Raw genomic sequence first — 17,484 nt, 5'->3', positions numbered from 1 at the left:
CTCGGCGTGCGGCTCAGCGTGCGGCGAGGGCTGCCGCCACGGCCTTCGGCACGTAGGGGGTGACGTCGCCGCCGAGCGTCGACACCTGGCGGATGAGCGAGCTCGACACGTGGGAGCGCGAGGCGTCGGGCAGCAGGAACACGGTCTCGACGTCGGCGAGGTGCCGGTTCATGATCGCCATCGGGGTCTCGTAGGCGACGTCCTCGCCCGACCGCACGCCCTTGACGAGCACCTTCGCCCCGACCTGCCGGCAGTAGTCGACGAGGAGCCCGGAGGTCCACTCCCCGACCCGGACCGTTCCCGGCGTGCCGACCTCGGCCAAGGACTCCTCGATGAGCCGGACGCGGTCGACCGCCTCGAACATCGCGGGCTTCTTGTCCGGGTTGTGCACCACGAGCACGTGCACCTCGTCGAACAGCCCGGCTGCCCGACCGATGACGTCGAGGTGCCCGAGCGTGACGGGGTCGAAGGAACCGGGGACCACCGCGATCTGCGCCATGGCAGCGACGATACCGGTCCGTGCCGGGGCGTCCGGCTCCGGGTCAGTTCTTGCCGAGGAACGCCGCGTCGGACTCGTCGAGGCGGCGTGCCAGTGCCTCGCGCAGGGCCGGGGACCCGTCGAGCTCGGGATCGGGTTCGAGGACCCGCTCGGCTTCGCCACGGGCGTCCACGATGAGATCGGCGTGCTCGACCACGCGCAGCAGGTTGAGCGACGACCGGCCGCCCGACTGCCGCTCGCCGAGCACGTCGCCCTCGCGCCGGAGCTCGAGGTCGACCCGGGCGAGTTCGAAGCCGTCGTCCGAGGCGGACACCGCGTCGACGCGCTCCCGCGAGGTGGTCTCGAGCTCGGCGGTGGTGACGAGCAGGCAGACGCCCGCCCACTGCCCACGGCCGATGCGTCCGCGCAGCTGGTGCAGCTGCGAGACGCCGAAGCGATCGGCGTCGAGCACGGCCATCATCGCGGCGTTCGGCACGTCGACACCGACCTCGATCACGGTCGTCGCGACGAGGACGTCCAGGTCGCCGGCGGCGAAGGACGTCATCACGCGGTCCTTCTCGTCCGCCGTCATCCGGCCGTGCAGCACCGCGATCCGCCGGCCGTCGAGCACGGGCATCGTGCGCATCCGCTCGGCGGTGGCGAGCACGGTCGCCGGCGCGCGCTTGGGGGCGTCGTCGTCGGACTCGGCGGGCGCCGGTTCGCCGTCGTCCTCGGCGTGGGCGTCGTCGATCGCGGGGCAGACCACGAAGGCCTGACGCCCCTTGTCGAGCTCCTCCGCCATCCGGGACCAGATGCGGGACTCCCACCCGGGGTGCTCCGCCAGCGGGACCGTGAAGGTCTCGACGCCGGCACGGCCGGAGGGCAGCCCGGTGATCGTCGAGACGTCGAGGTCGCCGAACACCGTCATCGCGACGGTGCGTGGGATCGGCGTGGCGGTGAGCACCAGGACGTGCGGCGGAGTGGCGCCCTTGGTCCGGAGCGCTTCACGTTGCTCGACGCCGAAGCGGTGCTGCTCGTCGACGACCACGAGCCCGAGCTCGGCGAAGTCGACGCGGTCGCCGAGCAGGGCGTGGGTGCCGACCACGAGCCTCGAGCTGCCCGACGCCGCGGCGAGCAGCGCCCGTCGGCGTTCGTCGGTGGACTGCGACCCGGTCAGGATCACCGGACGGAGCTCGGCCGCCAGGTCCGGTCCGAGGAACTTCACGATGGACCGCAGGTGCTGCGCGGCCAGCACCTCGGTCGGGGCGATGAGGGCGGACTGCCCGCCGGACTCGGCCACCGTGAGCATGGCGCGGATGGCCACGAGGGTCTTGCCGGAGCCGACCTCGCCCTGCACCAGCCGGTGCATCGGCCAGGTGCGGGCGATGTCGGTGTCGATCTCGGCACCGACGGCACGCTGGTCGTCGGTCAGGGTGAACGGCAGGGTGGCGTCGAAGCGCTCGAGGATGCCACCGGGAGCCGCCACCCGCGGGGTCGCCGCGGTGCGTCGGGCTCGGATCCGGCGCTGCACCAGGGCGGTCTGCAGCACGAACGCCTCGCGGTAGCGCAGGGCGTCCTGCGCGCGCTTGAAGTCCGCGACCTTCTCGGGGCGGTGGAGCAGCTCGAGCGCCCGGCGGAACGGGACGAGGTCGAGCCGGCTGCGCGCCGAGGCCGGCACCGGGTCGGGCAGGTCCGGCAGGGTGTCGAGCACGATCCCCATCGACTTCGCGATCTGCCACGAGGTGAGCGAGGCCGTCGCCGGGTAGATCGGGATCGGCTGCCGCGACCACCGGATCGCTTCGTCCGAACCGGGGTCGGCCGTGGCGCGGGGGTCGTCGGGGTCGAAGAGCTCGTAGTCCGGGTGGGCGAGCTGGCGGGCACCGCGGTAGTCGCTGACCTTGCCGGAGAAGATGCCGCGGGCACCGGGCACCAGGTCCTTGGTGCGCCAGCCCTGGTTGAAGAACGTCAGGGTGAGCAGCCCCTTGCCGTCGCCGATCTTGGCTTCGAGGATCGATCCGCGGCGGGCACGCATCGTGCGCTCGCGGACGTCGACCACCTCGGCCACGATGGTGACCGGCTCGCCGATCGCCAGGGAGTCGAGTGCCGTCAGGGCGCCGCGCTCGGCGTAGCGCCGGGGTGCGTGCTCGAGGAACTCACCCACCGTGCGGTGACCGAACGCCTTCTGGATCGCGGACGCGGTCCGACCACCGAGCACGTTCGCGAGCCGCGCGTCGAGGGGCGCCGGACCGAGGTCGGGCGCGGCCGGCGCAGCGGGGGTTCCGGTGGTGACCACGGACACCACGGTACCGGGCACGACCGACGTGCCACGTGCCTCCCGTCCGGCCTGTGGACGATGCCGCCGGCCGATACGGTGGCTGCATGACCCGCATCATCGCCGGCGCCGCCGGCAACACGACGCTCCGTGTGCCGAAGTCCGGCACCCGGCCGACGAGCGACCGGGTGCGCGAGGCGCTGTTCTCGTCGCTCGAGGCCCGTGGGCTCGTCGACGACACCTCCGTCGCGGACCTCTACGCCGGCACCGGTGCCCTCGGGCTCGAAGCGGCGTCGCGCGGTGCGGTCGAGGTCGTGCTGGTCGACCGCGCGTCGGCCGCAGCGCAGGCGTGCCGGGCGAACGCGAAGGCCGTGCAGCAGCGGATCCCCGGGGTGCGGATCGACGTGCAGCCGCAGCCGGTGCTCGGGTACCTGCGCGGGACGGTGCGCACGTTCGACCTGGTCTTCATCGACCCGCCCTACGACGTGACCGAGCACGAGATCGCCGAGGTGCTCGAGACGCTCGTGCCGCGGTTGACCGCCGGTGCCGTGGTGGTCGTCGAGCGGAGCAAGCGCTCCGCCGAACCGACGTGGCCCGCGGGGCTCGAGCCGTTCAGCAAGCGCAGCTACGGCGAGACCGTGGCGTGGGAGGCCGTGGCCGCCGCGTCCTGAGCCGCGCGGGTATCGGGGCGTGGGCGCGTTTCGCGACGATCCACGAGTCGATCGACGCGTGCCGTGTCGCAAGATGCGCATGCATCGGATGCGTGCGCATCTTCCGACAGGACACCGGGTGATGGACGCGTGTTCCGTCGACAGATGCGTGCGCACTGACCGGGAGGCCCGGCTCGGCTCCGCCACGTCGCCTCCGTCCGACGTCGGGCTGGGTGGGTCAGCCGGCGGCGCCGTCCCAGTCGGCGTAGGGGTCCCAGCCGGTCGTCGGCACCGGAGACCCGGCGCGCAGCAGGTCCGCGTCGCCACGGTCGCGCACGACACCGATGCGGCGGAAGCCACCCGGCAGCAGGGCCTCGGCGGGGAAGGTCGCGATCAGGCCGTGGTCCTCGCCACCGTGCAGCGCGACCTCGTCGAGCGGGGCGTCTGCATCGAGGTCGAGCGTCACCTGGCTCGCACGGGCCAGCCGTCCGGCGTCGATCGCCAGGCCGTCGGACAGGTCGAGCATCGCCGTCGCCCCGGCCGCGGCGGCGAGGGGCCCGTCGCCGATCGGCGGCACGGGTCGGCGCTGGCGGTCGACGTCCGGATCGGCGTCCGCACCGCTCGCCACCGTCGCTGCACGGCCCGGCTCGCCCTGCGCGTCCACGCCGTCACGGAAGAGCCGTGCGAGCCCGCGGGCAGCACGACCGAGTTCGCCGGAGACCGCCACGACGTCGCCCACACGAGCGCCTGACCGGAGCACCGGGGCGCGACCACCGAGGTCGCCGAACGCCGTCACCGCCACCGTGAAGGTCGCCGAGGTGGAGAGGTCGCCGCCGACCACACCGCAGCCGGGCGCGAGGGCGTCGACAGCGAGGCGGAACCCGTCCGCGATGCCCTCGAGCACCGCCACGGGGGTGTCCTGCGGTGCAGCGAGGGCGATGACGAGGCCACTCGGCACCGCACCCATCGCCGCGACGTCCGACAGGTTCGTCGCGGCGGCCTTCCAGCCGACGTCCTCGGGCGAGGACCACGCCCACCGGAAGTCCGGGCCGTGCACCATCATGTCCGTCGTCACGACGAACCGGCCGTCGGGAGCGGCGACGACGGCGCAGTCGTCCCCGGGCCCCACGAGCGGCGAGCCCGTCGGCAGCCGGCTCGTGATCCGGTCGAGGACGACCAGCTCACCGAGCTCCCCCACGGTCGGTCCGGCCCAGGCGTCGTACGTCGCGTCCACACGAGAACGGTAGCCTGGACCGCGATGGACACCGCGCGCCGCACCCCTCGCACCCTCGCGATCGCGGGGGTCGTGATCGCCCTCGCGGCAGGGCTGACCGGGTGCACGAACTCCGTCGGCATGAGCGCGGCACCCTCTGCGAACGCAGCGGCGTGCGCGGCCGCACAGGTGCGGTTGCCCGCGACCGTCGACTCGACGTACGACCTGCGGAACACCAACGCACAGTCCACCGCGGCCTGGGGCGACCCCGAGGCCGCGCTGTACCACTGCGGCGTCGCCGTGCCGACCGTGTCCGACCTGCCGTGCTTCACGCTCGGGTCGGTCGACTGGATCCGCGACGACCGCGGCAAGCAGATCGTCTACACGACGTTCGGACGGTCCCCCGCGGTGCAGGTCGTCGTCGACACGTCGAAGACCGGCAGCGCGGTGCTGCAGGACATCGCGACGGCGGTGTCGACGCTGCCGGAGGACGGGCACAAGTGCCTGGACCCGTCCGACGTGCAGGGCTGACGCGGGCCGACCCCGTCGCCCCGCCCAGCGTCACCGGACGGCGGCGCGCCCCAGCTCGATGAGCTCGGTGACCAGCTCGCCGTAGGACACACCGGATGCCGCCCAGCAGCGCGGGTACATCGACAGCGGGGTGAACCCGGGCATCGTGTTGACCTCGTTCACGACGAAGCCGTCGTCGGTCAGGAAGCAGTCGACGCGGGCGAGCCCCGAGCCACCGATGGCCTCGAACGCACGGGCACCGATCGACCGGATCTCGTCGGTCTGCGCCTCGGTGAGCGGCGCCGGGCACAGCAGCGACTCATCGCCACCGAGGTACTTCGACGCGAAGTCGTAGAAGCCGTCCTCCGCCACGACGATCTCGCCGGGCAGGCTCGTGCGCGGCGCACCGTCACGGCCCTCGAGCACGGCGACCTCGACCTCGCGGCCGACGACCCGCGGTTCGACGATCACCTTGGAGTCGTGCTCGAACGCCAGGTCCATCGCGGCGCCGAGCTCGTCGGGCCCGTCGACGCGCGAGACGCCCATGCTCGACCCCGCGCGTGCCGGCTTCACGAACAGCGGCCAGCCGTGCGCCGCGATCGTCTCGGCGACGTCGACCGGGTCGGACGCCCACTCGCGGCGGAGCACGGTCGTCCAGGGAGCGACCCGCAGACCGGCGTGCTCGAGGACGGCCTTCGCGACGTGCTTGTCCATCGCCAGGGCGCTGGCGAGCACGCCGTCACCGACGTACGGCAGACCGGCGATCTCGAGCAGGCCCTGGATCGTGCCGTCCTCGCCGAACGGACCGTGCAGGATCGGGAACACCACGTCGACGGCGACGGTCGTGACCGAGCCGTCCGGGTGCGAGACGACGAGTTCGTTCGTCGCCGGCGAGGTCGGGAACGCCACACGCGTGCCGTTGTCGGGCACGGTCGGCAGGGAGCCGTCGCGGATCGCCCACTGCGAGGGGTCGTCGGACTGCAGCGTGAACGCGCCGTCCTTCGTGATGCCGATCGGGACGATCTGGTACTCGGTGCGGTCGACGACGTCCATGATGCCGCCGGCGGTCACGCAGCTGATCTCGTGCTCGCTCGAGCGCCCGCCGAACAGGACGGCGACGGTGGTCGTGGGAACGTCGGTTCCCTCGGGGATCGTGGGCACGGGAGTCCCTTCGTGACTCGGTGCGGGACCGGTCACTCGCCCTGGGGCTCGTCGGTCTCGGTGAGGTGCGGCGCGATGTTGCGCGGATCGAGCTTACCGGCGAGGACCTCGCCGACCTGGCTGACGATGGGCATGTCGACGCCGTTCGCGGCGGCGAGCTCGAGGATCGGTGCGACGGACGCCAGGCCCTCGGCGGTCTGGTTCATCTGCCGCACGACCTCGTCGAACCGGTACCCCTGCCCGAGCAGGCGCCCGGCGGTGTTGTTCCGGGACAACGGCGACTGGCAGGTCGCGATGAGGTCGCCGAGGCCCGCGAGGCCCGACAGGGTGGACGGCTGCGCGCCGAGCGACACCGCGAACTCGGTCATCTCGGCGAGGCCGCGGGTGATGATCGACGCCTTGGTGTTCTCGCCGTAGCCGACACCGTCGACGATGCCGATCGCCACGGCGATGAGGTTCTTCAGCACGCCGCCGAACTCGGTGCCGATGACGTCGGTGTTGATGAACGACCGGAAGTACGGGTTCGTCGCGACGGCGGCGACAGCGGTCGCGGTCTCCACGCTCGACGACGACACCACGGCGGCGGTCGGCTGCCGACGGGCGATCTCGAGCGCCAGGTTCGGTCCGCTCGCGACGGCGATGCGGTCCTGGTCGATGCCGAGTCCCTGGAGCAGGACCTCGCTCATCCGCAGGCCGGTGCTCTTCTCGACGCCCTTCATCAGGCTGACGACGGGGACACCGGCGGGCAGGAGCTCGCGGATCGCGTCGAGGTTCGACCGCAGGGTCTGCGACGGCACCGACACGTACACCTGGGTGGCGCCGTCGAGCACCTGCTCGAGCGACGTCGACGCCGTGAGGGTGCGGGGCAGGTTGATGCCGGGCAGGTAGTCGGAGTTCCGCTTCGTCTCGGTGATCTCGCGGGCGACCTCGGGACGCCGGGCCCACACGACCGTGGAGGCACCGCCCTCGGCGAGCACCTTCGCGAACGTGGTGCCCCAGCTGCCGGCACCGATGACCGCCACGCGGGGCTTGTCGGTCGACTGCATCACCACCCGGATCGCGGCGGTGTCGAAGGCACCCGGCGCTGCTGCGACGGGGTCGGGACGATCGTCGTGCGGGCGGAGGTCACTCAAACCGGCCGGTCTCCTTCTGGTTGTTCGCCGCCGGGTCCCAGCGGGTCTTCGGGGCCTGCTCGCCACGGAGCTGCTCGAGCAGCTCCGTGATGCACTGCATGAGCAGCTCGGTGGCCTCGGTCAGCATCTGCTGGTCGATCGGCCGGCCACGGTAGGCGGACAGGTCGACGGGGTCGCCGACGATGACGTCCACGCGCGACCGCGGGAACAGGCGGAGCTTGTTCGAGTAGCGCGCCATGATGCCCTGCGTGCCCCAGTGGGCCATCGGGATCAGCGGCACGTCGTTCTCGAGCGCGATGCGGACGGCCCCGGTCTTGCCGCGCATCGGCCACAGGTCGGGGTCGCGGGTGAGCGTGCCCTCGGGGTAGACGATGATCGCCCCACCCTGCTCGATGAGCGACCGCCCGCCGCCGAGTGGGTCGCTCAACCGGGTGCGGCCGGAGCGCTCGACCGGGATCTGCCCCATGCCGGACATGAGCTTGCCGAAGACGGGCACCTTGAACAGCGAGGCCTTGGCCAGGAACCGCGGGGCCCGCCGGCTGATGTAGACGGCGGTGCCGACGACCAGCGGGTCGATGTTCGTGAAGTGGTTCGGCGCGAGCACGAAGGCACCGTCCGCCGGCAGGCGGTTCGGGCCGTACCAGTGGTAGTTCGACGAGAACCGGAACGTCGGGATCACGATCGACGCCACGATGCGGAACGCGGGGTTGAGCTCCCCACGCTTCCACCGCCGTCCACGCACCGGCAGCCCGGTCGCAACCTGCACGGCGGACGCACCACGGGCCTCCCGGCCATCGCCCTGGCCCGACGGGCCGTCACCCGGACGCGACGGACCGTCACCCGGCTGCGGAACCGACACCGCGACTAACCCGCGAAGTCGAAGTCGGCGCCCAGCTTCCGCAGCTTCGGGATGAAGTGCTCGTAGCCGCGGCTGATGATGCCGACGTTGGTGATGTGGGACTCGCCGTCGGCGGTCAGGGCCGCGATGAGGTGGCTGAAGCCACCGCGCAGGTCGGGGACCCGGACGTTCGCCGCGTGCAGCGTCGTCGGACCGGTGATGACCGCGGCCTGCTCGAACGGGCGACGGGCGACACGGCGGTCGTGCCCGGGCAGCCCCTCCTTGTGGACGACGATGTCGGCGCCCATCTCGTTCAGCGCATCGGTGAAGCCGAAGCGGTTCTCGTACACGGTCTCGTGCACGATGCTCTGCCCCTCGGCCTGGGTCAGCGCCACGACGAGCGGCTGCTGCCAGTCGGTCATGAAGCCGGGGTGCACGTCGGTCTCGATGACGACGGGCTTGAGGGTGTCGCGCTCGCGGTAGAACCGGATGCCGTCCTCTTGCACGTCGAAACCGCCGCCGACCTTGCGGAAGACGTTGAGGAACGTCATGAGCTCCTGCTGGTTCGCCCCCTCGACGAAGATGTCGCCGTCGGTGGCGAGCGCGGCGGAGGCCCAGCTGGCGGCCTCGTTGCGGTCGTTGATCGCACGGTGCGTGTAGCCGCGCAGCGACTCGACGCCTTCGATGAAGATCACGCGGTTCGGCTCGACGGACACGATCGCGCCCATCTTCTGCAGGATCGCGATGAGGTCCATGATCTCGGGCTCGATCGCCGCGTTCCGCAGCTCCGTGACGCCGGTCGCCAGCACGGACGACAGCAGGACCTGCTCGGTCGCGCCGACGCTCGGGTACGGCAGCTCGATGGACGCGCCCTTCAGCCCGTTCGGGGCCGTCAGGTGGATGCCGTTGACCTGCTTGTCGACGACGGCCCCCATTGCCCGGAGCGCGTCGAGGTGGAAGTCGATCGGGCGGTCGCCGATGCGGCAGCCACCGAGGTCGGGGATGAACGCCTCGCCGAGCTTGTGCAGCAGCGGGCCGCAGAACAGGATCGGGATGCGGCTCGAGCCGGCGTGGGCGTCGATCTCGGCGAAGTGCGCCGACTCGACGTTGGCCGGGTCGAGGATGAGCTCGCCTCGTGCAGGATCGGTGATGCGCACGCCGTGCACCTCGAGCAGCCCACGGACGACCTTGACGTCGGAGATGTCCGGGACGTCCTTGAGGATCGACGGGGTGTCACCGAGCAGCGACGCCACCATGGCCTTGGTCGCGAGGTTCTTCGCCCCGCGGACCTCGATGCGCCCCACGAGCGGCTTGCCCCCGCGGATGACGATCTCGTCCGACTTGAGGCCCACGCGCGCCCCTGCGGCCGCTGCGTCCTGTACGAGAGAGTTCACTACTTCACCGGCAATGTCTTCGGCCGCCAACTGGAGCGGCGGGATTCGAACTCCGTGATCGAGGTCTCGTCACGGAGGGTGAGCCCGATGTCGTCGAGCCCTTCCATCAACCGCCAACGAGTGTAAGCGTCGATCTCGAAGGGGACGTCCACATCCCCGAGCGACACGCGCTGCGCCACCAGGTCCACGGTCGCCGACACCCCCGGGTTCCGCTCGATCTCGGCCCAGAGCCGCTCGACTTCCGATTCGGTCACGATCGCGGTGACGAGGCCCTGCTTGCCCGCGTTGCCCTTGAAGATGTCGGCGAACCGGGGTGAGATGACGACCGCGAAGCCGAAGTCACGCAGTGCCCAGACCGCGTGCTCGCGAGACGAGCCGGTGCCGAAGTCCGGGCCGGCCACCAGGACCTTCGCGCCCTGGTACTCGGGCTGGTTCAGCACGAAGTCGGGGTCCTGGCGCCAGCCGGAGAACAGGGCGTCCTCGAAGCCGGTCTTCGTGACGCGCTTGAGGTAGACCGCGGGGATGATCTGGTCGGTGTCGACGTTCGACCGCTTGAGCGGGGCGGCGATGCCGGTGACGGTGGTGATCTTGTCCATCAGAAGGTCCCCTCGGTGGTGTTCGCTGTGTCGGTCACGTTCGCCAGTGCGTCGTCCGTCGCCAGGTCCCACGGGCTGGACAGCGTGCCGCGGATCGCGGTGGCGGCGGCGACGAGCGGCGACACCAGGTGGGTGCGCCCGCCCTTGCCCTGGCGCCCCTCGAAGTTGCGGTTCGACGTGCTCGCGCAGCGCTCCCCCGGTGCGAGCTGGTCGGGGTTCATGCCGAGGCACATCGAGCACCCGGCGAACCGCCACTCGGCGCCGAACTCCTTGATCACGACGTCGAGCCCCTCGGCCTCGGCCTCGAGCCGCACCCGAGCGGACCCCGGCACGACCATGACCCGGACGCCGTCGGCCTTCTTGCGGCCCTGGATGATCGACGCGAAGGCCCGCAGGTCCTCGATGCGCGAGTTCGTGCACGAGCCCATGAAGACCGCGTCGACGGCGATGTCCTTCATCGGGGTGCCGGCGGCGATGTCCATGTAGTCGAGGGCCCGCTGCGCAGCGGCCTGGTCGTTCGGGTCCTCGAAGTCGAGAGGCGAAGGCACGTTCTCCGACAGCGAGACGCCCTGGCCGGGGTTGGTGCCCCAGGTGACGAAGGGCTCGAGGTCGTCGGCGTCGATGAAGACCTCGGCGTCGAACACGGCGTCGTCGTCGGTCGCCAGGGTGTCCCAGTACGCGACGGCGTCGTCCCAGTCGGAACCGGTCGGGGCGTGGTCGCGGCCCTGGACGTAGTCGTAGGTGATCTGGTCGGGGGCGACCATGCCGGCGCGGGCTCCGGCCTCGATCGACATGTTGCAGATCGTCATCCGGCCCTCCATGGAGAGGGCGCGGATCGCGGAACCGCGGTACTCGAGCACGTAGCCCTGTCCGCCGCCGGTGCCGATCTTGGCGATGACCGCCAGGATGATGTCCTTCGCGGTCACGCCCGGACGCAACGTGCCCTCGACCGTGATCGCCATCGTCTTGAAGGGCTTCAGCGGCAGGGTCTGCGTCGCCAGCACGTGCTCGACCTCGGAGGTGCCGATGCCGAACGCCATGGCCCCGAACGCCCCGTGGGTGCTGGTGTGCGAGTCGCCGCAGACGACGGTGATGCCGGGCATCGTCAGGCCGAGCTGCGGGCCGACGACGTGCACGATCCCCTGCTCCTTGTCGCCGAGCGAGTGCAGGCGGACCCCGAACTCCTCGCAGTTGCGGCGCAGGGTCTCGATCTGGATCCGGCTCGTCGGGTCCGCGATGGGGCGGTCGATGGCGAGCGTCGGGGTGTTGTGGTCCTCGGTCGCGATCGTCAGGTCGAGCCGGCGCACCGGGCGCCCGGCCTGGCGCAGACCGTCGAACGCCTGCGGGCTCGTGACCTCGTGCACGAGGTGGAGGTCGATGTAGAGGAGGTCCGGGTTCCCGTCCTCACCCTTGACCACGACGTGGTCGTCCCACACCTTCTCGGCGAGCGTCCTACCCATGAGCTCGACTCCCTCGTTCTCGTCGTTGCGCCGCGACCGCGGCACGATCAGGCGACTCTACCATTGGTATACCAACGCGTCGTCGCGTTCTCCACGCGGTGCGGCGGTCGACCGGGAGGCCCGTGGCGACTCGACGACACCCGTCGCGGTGGGAAGATGGTCGGGACATGACGACACCTGCGCACTCGACCCGGACGATCAACCTCGAGGGCGCGGCACGCGCAGCGATCGCGGGCGGTGCACCACTGGCGCTGCTCATCGCCCTCGGGATGCCGGGCTACGCCGCGTTCGCGATGTTCGCCGGCTTCACCGCGATCTTCGGGGCGACCGAGCCCTACCGGCAGCGCGCCGTCACCACCGGCATCGCGGGTGCGCTGCAGACCCTGTGCATGTTCGCGGGCATCGGTGTCGCCCTGCTCGGCTCCCCGCTCTGGCTGCAGGCGACCGGGCTCGTCGTCGTGCTCGTCGTCGCGGTCTGCACCCTGTCGACCCTGCGGACGATCCCCGCGCAGCCGATCTTCCCCGTGTTCGCGTTCGTGGTCTCCGCCCTCGTGCCGCTGCAGCCCGCGGACGTCCCGCTCGTCGCGACGATCATCGTCTGCTCGGTCGTCTGGGCGTGGCTCGTCGCGATGTCCGGGTTCGTCATCCGGCACGTGTGGCACCCGCGCGCCCCGCACCGGTTCCGGCCGCTGGCGCCGCTCAAGGAGCGCGGCTTCGGCATCCTCCGCACGGCCGCGCTGTGGGAGACCGTGGCGCTCAACGTCGTGGGGTCGCTCGTCGCCGGCGGGGTGGCGTCGACCATCCCCTGGCTCGGGCACCCGTACTGGGCCGTCATCGCGGTGGTTTCGACCCTGCCCGCGCTCCGCCAGCGGCACACCGTGATCCGGGCGTTCCAGCGCTTCATCGGCACGATCGGCGGCACCGTGATCGCCGTCGGGATCCTGCTGCTCGAGCCGTCGGCGTGGTGGATCGTCGTCATCGCCGTCGTGGGGCAGTTCTTCGCGGAGATCTTCGTCGCCCGGAACTACGCCGTCTGCCTGCTGTTCCTGACGCCGCTCGCCCTCGCAGTGTCGTGGCTGAGCCTGCCCGAGGCCCCGGAGCTCCTCGCGCTCGACCGGGTCGCGCAGACCACCCTCGGTGCGCTCGTCAGCGTTGGGCTGTTGTTCGTGGGGCGCGCGATCGAGCGGCGGCGCGGGCGAGCCCTGGGTGCCACGAGCGCGATCCGTACGGTCTGAGTACCTGGTCGTTCCGGGCATACCTGGTCGTTCCGGGCACACCTGGTCGTTTCTTCTGACCAGGTGTGCCCGATTCCACCGACCATCGCGCGCGTTCGGGGAAAGAACGGGCGCGTCAGTCGCGGGGCTGGATGTTCCAGGCGTCGATGACCGGGCGGCCGTGCTCGTAGCCGAGGACGCTGACCGATGCGGTACCGAGCTTCAGTACGGCACCGTCCTGCGGCGCGAGCCGGATCCACGCGGCGCCGAGGGCACGCAGCACGTGGCCGTGCGCGACGAACACAGCGTCCTGGCCCTCGGCGAGCACCGGACGAGCGCGGTTCAGGATGCGCTCGACACGGACCCGGACTTCGGCGGCGTTCTCACCGGGGGTGTCGCCGGCGGGCACTCCGTCGGTCCAGAGGTCCCACGGCCCGTGGCGCAGCACCTTGATCTGCGGGGTGGTGAGCCCTTCGTACGCGCCGTAGTCCCACTCGTACAGGTCCTCGTCGAGCTCCGGGTCGACGCCGATCAGGTGCGCGGTGTCGCGGGCACGCTGCAGCGGACTCGACAGGGCCAACGCGAACGAGCGGTCGGCCAGGTACCGGCCGGCGCGCTTCGCCTGCTCGACACCGTTGTCCGTCAGTGGGATGTCGGTGCGGCCGGTGTGCTGCCCGCTCTTCGACCACTCCGTCTCTCCGTGACGGACGAGGACGAGTTCGCCGGGGCGTTCCGAGGTCATGAGTTCCTTCCGATCCAGAGGCCGAGCGCAGCTGCGCCGACCGAGACGACGAGCATCCCGAGGCCGTGCAGGACGGCGAGCCGGGGCTTGCCGGATCGGAGGAGCTGGACGGTCTCGACGCTCGCCGTCGAGAACGTCGTGTACCCACCCATCATGCCCGTCCCGAGCACCGCGACCGCCGGGAGCGGGATCGTCCCGGCCTGCCCGAGGCCGGTGAGCAGCCCGAGGACGAGCGATCCGGACACGTTGATCAGCACGGTCCCGAGCGGGAACCCGGCAGTCCGCGAGCGGGACGTGCGCGCCTTGACGAGGCCGTCGAGCAGGAACCGGAGCGCGGCTCCGACTCCCCCGCCGACGGCGACGAGCAGCAGTTCGAGCGGGTTCACGACGCGCCTCCGTCCGGGCCGGTCGGACGCGGCCGGAGCCGCCCGGCGATCAACACCCCGAGCACGACGGCGCCGAGCCCGAGGACGACGGACAGCAGCGCGTACCCGCTGCCCGCACCCCACCGGCCGACGTCGAGCAACTGCGCGGTGTCGTCGGCGAGCGTGCTGTACGTCGTGAAGCCGCCGAGCACGCCGGTGCCGACGAGCAGCCGCAGCGTGCGGCGGCCTCCGACGTCGGGGCCACGCAGCGCGAGCGCCTCGAGCAGGAGCCCGAGACAGAAGGCTCCGACGACGTTGATCGCGAGGATCACCCAGCTGATGCCGTCGTGGCCGGGGAACGCCTCGGCGAGCAGTGCGCGCATCGCGGTCCCGATCGCGCCGCCGAGTGCGACGAGGGCCAGGAAGCGCCAGCGGAGGTGCGGCGGTCGCGCATCGGTCATCGGTACTCCTATCGCCGAGCACGCCGGATCGTCTCCGCGCGTGCGGTGTTCTCGGGATAGGGACCGTTGGCGCTTCGTGCGCGGTTGGGTCCGGCAGGCCCCACTGCCGGGTCTGACGACCCGTCCAGCGTACTGCTCAGTCGGCGACGGCGGCGATCGCCTCGACCTCGACGAGCTGGTCGTCGTAGCCGAGGACGGTCACGCCGAGCAGCGTGCTCGGCACGTCGTGGTCTCCCATCGCGGCGCGGACGACGTCCCAGGCGGAGACGAGGTCCTGCTGCTCGGTCGTCGCGACGAGCACCCGCGTCTGGACCAGGTCGTCGACCCCCGCGCCGGCGGCTGCGAGCGCCGTCCGCAGGTTCGCGATGCACTGCGCGGCTTGCCCGGCCACGTCACCGACGGCGACCGTCGCGCCGTGCTCGTCGAGCGGACACGCCCCCGCGAGGAACACGAGCCGTGTCCCGGCCGCCACGGTGGACGCGTAGGCGTACTCCGCGACGTCACTGAGCGCTGCGGACCGGATGAGCTGGACGGCACTGGACACGGAAGCAGCCTGGCACACGACGACGAAACCCCCGGCGAGCCGGAGCTCGTCGGGGGTTTCGTGGTGCTGGTGACCCCAGCGGGATTCGAACCCGCGTTACCGCCGTGAGAGGGCAGCGTACTAGGCCGCTATACGATGGGGCCGCGGCTGTTGTCGGACTCGGAGCATGTCACCTGTGGTGACCCCAGCGGGATTCGAACCCGCGTTACCGCCGTGAGAGGGCAGCGTACTAGGCCGCTATACGATGGGGCCGTTCCGACAACTCGACAAGTATTGCACAAGCCGCGCATCGCGCCAAAACGAGGCGTGTCGCCCGGGTGTGCCGCCATGCCGCGCCCGGCATACGGCGCTCGTTGCACGTGCAGATTCCGACAGAACACCGGTTGAACGACGCGCGCTCTGTCGCAACATGCACACGCATCCGTTGCGCGGCCGTGGACGCGACCGCCCATCGGACGGGAGGCCCGTGGCGGGCCCGCCACGGGCCTCCCGTCCGACCGCGCGCACGTCCGGAGCCGCACTTCGTGAGCAGGAATGGTCGCGTCGGTCGGTCCCACCCGACCATTTCTGCTCACGAAGCGACCACGGCGCGGTCCCGCGCGGTCAGATCGTGAGCGACTCCCCCGGCCGCAGGATCTCGAGCACGCCGCTCGGCGCGAGCGCCTCGCGGAGCCGACCGGTGTGCATGCCGTAGCCGATGTCGGAGAGCGTGGCCTCGTGGATCGGGTAGGCCCGGGCCGGGGCGAGCGCGGCGACGTAGTCCATCATCTCGGCGACCTTGAGCCACGGGGCACCGACGGGTGCGGCGAGGACCTCGACGGGCACGCCCGGGTCGGTGTACGAGTCGCCGGGGTGGAAGAGCGTGCGGTTCACGAGCACGCCGGTGTTGTCGACGATCGGCACCGAGGAGTGGATGAGCTGGTGCCGCGTGCCGTGGAAGTCGAGCTCGAACGGGCCGACGGTGCGGTGGTCGCCGTCGGTGACGACCTCGACCGCGATGCCGGAGTCGGCGAGCGCCGCGCGGACGCCCTCGGGGCCGAACACCACGGCGTCGGGGTTGGCGGCGAGGATCCGGTGCAGCTGCTCGAGCGTGACGTGGTCGGGGTGTTCGTGGGTGACGACGACCGCGACGACCCCGGTCGCGTCGACGGGGCGGGTGAAGTCGCCCGGGTCGAGCACCAGGCGTGCGTCGCCGTCCGACAGGATCTGGCAGGCGTGTTCGAGCTTCGTGACCTCCATGCGGGCGACGCTACCCGCGGCGGGCCGGGCGGGCTCGGGCGGGGGCCGACTCGGAACGACGTTCCTGTTGTCGTGCGACATCGGGATCGTCGTTCCGAGTCGAGTCCGCCACGCCGCCACGCCGCCACGCCCCACACACCCTCACCCCGGCGGCGGCCCCGTCGTCCCCCGCACCACCAGGTGCGCCGGCGCCGCGACGATCGTTCCGGCAGCGCCGCCGTCGACCTCGGCGAGCACTGCCCGCGCCGCTGCCCGCCCCTGCGCCTCCGGGTCCTGTGCCACGGTCGTCAAGCCCACGGTGGCGCCGTACTCGTGGCCGTCGATCCCGATGACGGAGACGTCCCCCGGCACCGACAGCCCGGCCTGCCCAGCGGCGAGGAGCACCCCGAGCGCCATCTCGTCCGATGCGCACAACACGGCAGTGGGGCGATCGGGCCCGGCGCCGGCACCGGCGCCGGCACCGGCGCCGGCACCGGCACCAGCGCGCCCGCCGAACAGCGCGTTCCCCGCCGCCAGCCCACCGGCGAACGAGAACCGCCCGTCGAGCAGCCACCGGTCCGGCACCGCGTGTCCGGCGGCCCGCATCGCGTCGACGAACCCGTCCCGCCGCAGGTGCGGCACCGCCACGTTCATGCCGGCCTCGTCCTGCCCGCCGACGTAGGCGACCCGTCGGTGTCCGAGTCCGCACAGGTGGTCGACCGCGATCCGGGTGACGGCTCGGTCGTCGACCCCGATGTTCCGCAGACCCGGTGCGGGTCCGCCGATGACGATCATCGGGTGCCGGGTGAGTTCGAGCTCGGCACGCTCGGTCGCGTCCAGCACCAGGGACAGCAGGACCAGAGCGTCCACACGGTGCCGCAGCATCGAACGCCGGAACGCCCGGTCGCGGTCGCCGCCCGGCCCGCCCAGGTTGTAGAGCACGAGGTCGTACCCGGCCCGCCGGAGTTCTGCGTCGACGCCGCCGAGTGCCTTGACGTAGAACCACCGGTCGATCACCGGGACGACGACGCCGACGGCGCGCTGCCGCCCGGTGGCGAGGCCGGCCGCCGCCGAGCTCGGGACGTACCCGAGCTCGTCGGCGACCCGTCGGACCTCGTCGATCGTGGTCTCCGCCACGTTCTCCATGCCGCGCAGCGCTCGCGACACCGTGGACTTCGACAGTCCCGTGACGGTCGCGATCTCCTGGATCCCCATCGATGCGACCCGGGAGGCCC

General features: G+C 71.7%; 18 protein-coding genes and 2 tRNA genes. 3 read left to right on the top strand and 17 right to left on the bottom strand.

The window, feature by feature from the left end:
* Positions 1-13 precede the first annotated feature (13 nt).
* Positions 14-499, bottom strand: a complete 486-nt coding sequence (gene coaD / locus EDF33_RS12390; RefSeq protein WP_111086053.1) for a pantetheine-phosphate adenylyltransferase — start codon at positions 497-499, stop codon at positions 14-16.
* Between the two features lie 43 nt (positions 500-542).
* Positions 543-2,771, bottom strand: a complete 2,229-nt coding sequence (locus tag EDF33_RS12385) for an ATP-dependent DNA helicase RecG (RefSeq protein ID WP_132100195.1) — start codon at positions 2,769-2,771, stop codon at positions 543-545.
* Positions 2,772-2,857: 86 nt separating this feature from the next.
* Between EDF33_RS12385 and EDF33_RS12380 the strand changes: the two genes are divergently transcribed.
* Positions 2,858-3,421, top strand: coding sequence for an RsmD family RNA methyltransferase (locus EDF33_RS12380; RefSeq protein ID WP_123937675.1), 564 nt, complete (start codon positions 2,858-2,860; stop codon positions 3,419-3,421).
* Between the two features lie 217 nt (positions 3,422-3,638).
* On the opposite strand, the gene thiL is transcribed toward EDF33_RS12380, so the two are convergent.
* On the bottom strand, positions 3,639-4,634 hold the full coding sequence (thiL, locus tag EDF33_RS12375) for a thiamine-phosphate kinase (protein WP_132100194.1): 996 nt from the start codon (positions 4,632-4,634) through the stop codon (positions 3,639-3,641).
* 24 nt (positions 4,635-4,658) lie between these two features.
* On the opposite strand from thiL, the gene EDF33_RS12370 reads away from it, so the two are divergent.
* Positions 4,659-5,144 carry a DUF3515 family protein gene (locus tag EDF33_RS12370; protein ID WP_123937673.1) on the top strand — a complete coding sequence of 162 codons (486 nt, stop codon included), beginning with the start codon at positions 4,659-4,661 and terminating at the stop codon, positions 5,142-5,144.
* 30 nt (positions 5,145-5,174) lie between these two features.
* Here the strand turns inward: EDF33_RS12370 and EDF33_RS12365 are convergent, their stop codons facing one another.
* The 6 genes from EDF33_RS12365 to leuC all read right to left on the bottom strand — a co-directional run bounded on the left by EDF33_RS12365 (position 5,175) and on the right by leuC (position 11,705).
* Positions 5,175-6,284, bottom strand: coding sequence for a D-alanine--D-alanine ligase family protein (locus EDF33_RS12365; protein ID WP_279388055.1), 1,110 nt, complete (start codon positions 6,282-6,284; stop codon positions 5,175-5,177).
* Between the two features lie 32 nt (positions 6,285-6,316).
* Entirely contained in the window at positions 6,317-7,330 is a 1,014-nt protein-coding gene (locus tag EDF33_RS12360) for an NAD(P)H-dependent glycerol-3-phosphate dehydrogenase (RefSeq protein ID WP_132100425.1), read from the bottom strand.
* Between the two features lie 79 nt (positions 7,331-7,409).
* On the bottom strand, positions 7,410-8,183 hold the full coding sequence (locus EDF33_RS12355; RefSeq protein WP_132100193.1) for a lysophospholipid acyltransferase family protein: 774 nt from the start codon (positions 8,181-8,183) through the stop codon (positions 7,410-7,412).
* Positions 8,184-8,281: 98 nt separating this feature from the next.
* Positions 8,282-9,649, bottom strand: coding sequence for a UDP-N-acetylglucosamine 1-carboxyvinyltransferase (gene murA / locus EDF33_RS12350; protein ID WP_123294811.1), 1,368 nt, complete (start codon positions 9,647-9,649; stop codon positions 8,282-8,284).
* Positions 9,649-10,245, bottom strand: coding sequence for a 3-isopropylmalate dehydratase small subunit (gene leuD / locus EDF33_RS12345; protein WP_111086049.1), 597 nt, complete (start codon positions 10,243-10,245; stop codon positions 9,649-9,651). Before leuD ends, murA begins: the two co-directional genes overlap by 1 nt.
* Complete coding sequence (leuC, locus tag EDF33_RS12340) at positions 10,245-11,705, bottom strand: 3-isopropylmalate dehydratase large subunit (RefSeq protein WP_111086048.1); 1,461 nt, start codon at positions 11,703-11,705, stop codon at positions 10,245-10,247. Before leuC ends, leuD begins: the two co-directional genes overlap by 1 nt.
* A gap of 167 nt (positions 11,706-11,872) precedes the next feature.
* Here leuC and EDF33_RS12335 point away from each other — a divergent pair, with 167 nt between their 5' ends.
* Positions 11,873-12,940: an FUSC family protein gene (locus tag EDF33_RS12335; RefSeq protein ID WP_132100192.1), complete on the top strand. Its 1,068-nt coding sequence runs from the start codon at positions 11,873-11,875 to the stop codon at positions 12,938-12,940.
* Positions 12,941-13,055: 115 nt separating this feature from the next.
* Here EDF33_RS12335 and EDF33_RS12330 read toward each other — a convergent pair whose 3' ends face one another.
* The 8 genes from EDF33_RS12330 to EDF33_RS12295 form a co-directional block, all read right to left on the bottom strand.
* The gene (locus EDF33_RS12330; protein ID WP_123937670.1) at positions 13,056-13,661 is read right to left on the bottom strand and encodes a histidine phosphatase family protein; all 606 of its coding nucleotides are present in this window, start codon (positions 13,659-13,661) and stop codon (positions 13,056-13,058) included.
* Positions 13,658-14,047, bottom strand: a complete 390-nt coding sequence (gene crcB, locus EDF33_RS12325; RefSeq protein WP_131879851.1) for a fluoride efflux transporter CrcB — start codon at positions 14,045-14,047, stop codon at positions 13,658-13,660. Before crcB ends, EDF33_RS12330 begins: the two co-directional genes overlap by 4 nt.
* A complete protein-coding gene (locus EDF33_RS12320) occupies positions 14,044-14,487 on the bottom strand; it encodes a CrcB family protein (protein ID WP_131879853.1) in 444 nt (147 codons plus the stop codon). The genes crcB and EDF33_RS12320 overlap by 4 nt, the downstream gene beginning before the upstream one ends.
* Positions 14,488-14,623: 136 nt before the next feature.
* A complete protein-coding gene (locus EDF33_RS12315; RefSeq protein WP_123937667.1) occupies positions 14,624-15,031 on the bottom strand; it encodes a RidA family protein in 408 nt (135 codons plus the stop codon).
* Positions 15,032-15,098: 67 nt separating this feature from the next.
* A tRNA-Glu gene (locus EDF33_RS12310) sits at positions 15,099-15,174 on the bottom strand.
* 33 nt (positions 15,175-15,207) lie between these two features.
* A tRNA-Glu gene (locus tag EDF33_RS12305) sits at positions 15,208-15,283 on the bottom strand.
* A 351-nt stretch (positions 15,284-15,634) separates the two neighbouring features.
* Positions 15,635-16,270 carry an MBL fold metallo-hydrolase gene (locus EDF33_RS12300; protein ID WP_132100191.1) on the bottom strand — a complete coding sequence of 212 codons (636 nt, stop codon included), beginning with the start codon at positions 16,268-16,270 and terminating at the stop codon, positions 15,635-15,637.
* 141 nt (positions 16,271-16,411) lie between these two features.
* Positions 16,412-17,464 (bottom strand): LacI family DNA-binding transcriptional regulator, encoded by a 1,053-nt coding sequence (locus tag EDF33_RS12295; protein ID WP_132100190.1) that lies wholly within the window; start codon positions 17,462-17,464, stop codon positions 16,412-16,414.
* Positions 17,465-17,484 lie beyond the last annotated feature (20 nt).

The sequence above is a fragment of the Curtobacterium sp. PhB146 genome (assembly GCF_004342995.1).
GTDB lineage: Bacteria > Actinomycetota > Actinomycetes > Actinomycetales > Microbacteriaceae > Curtobacterium.
The sequence above is the reverse complement of the archived record's forward strand: the minus strand, read 5'-3'. Positions and strand labels throughout refer to the sequence as shown.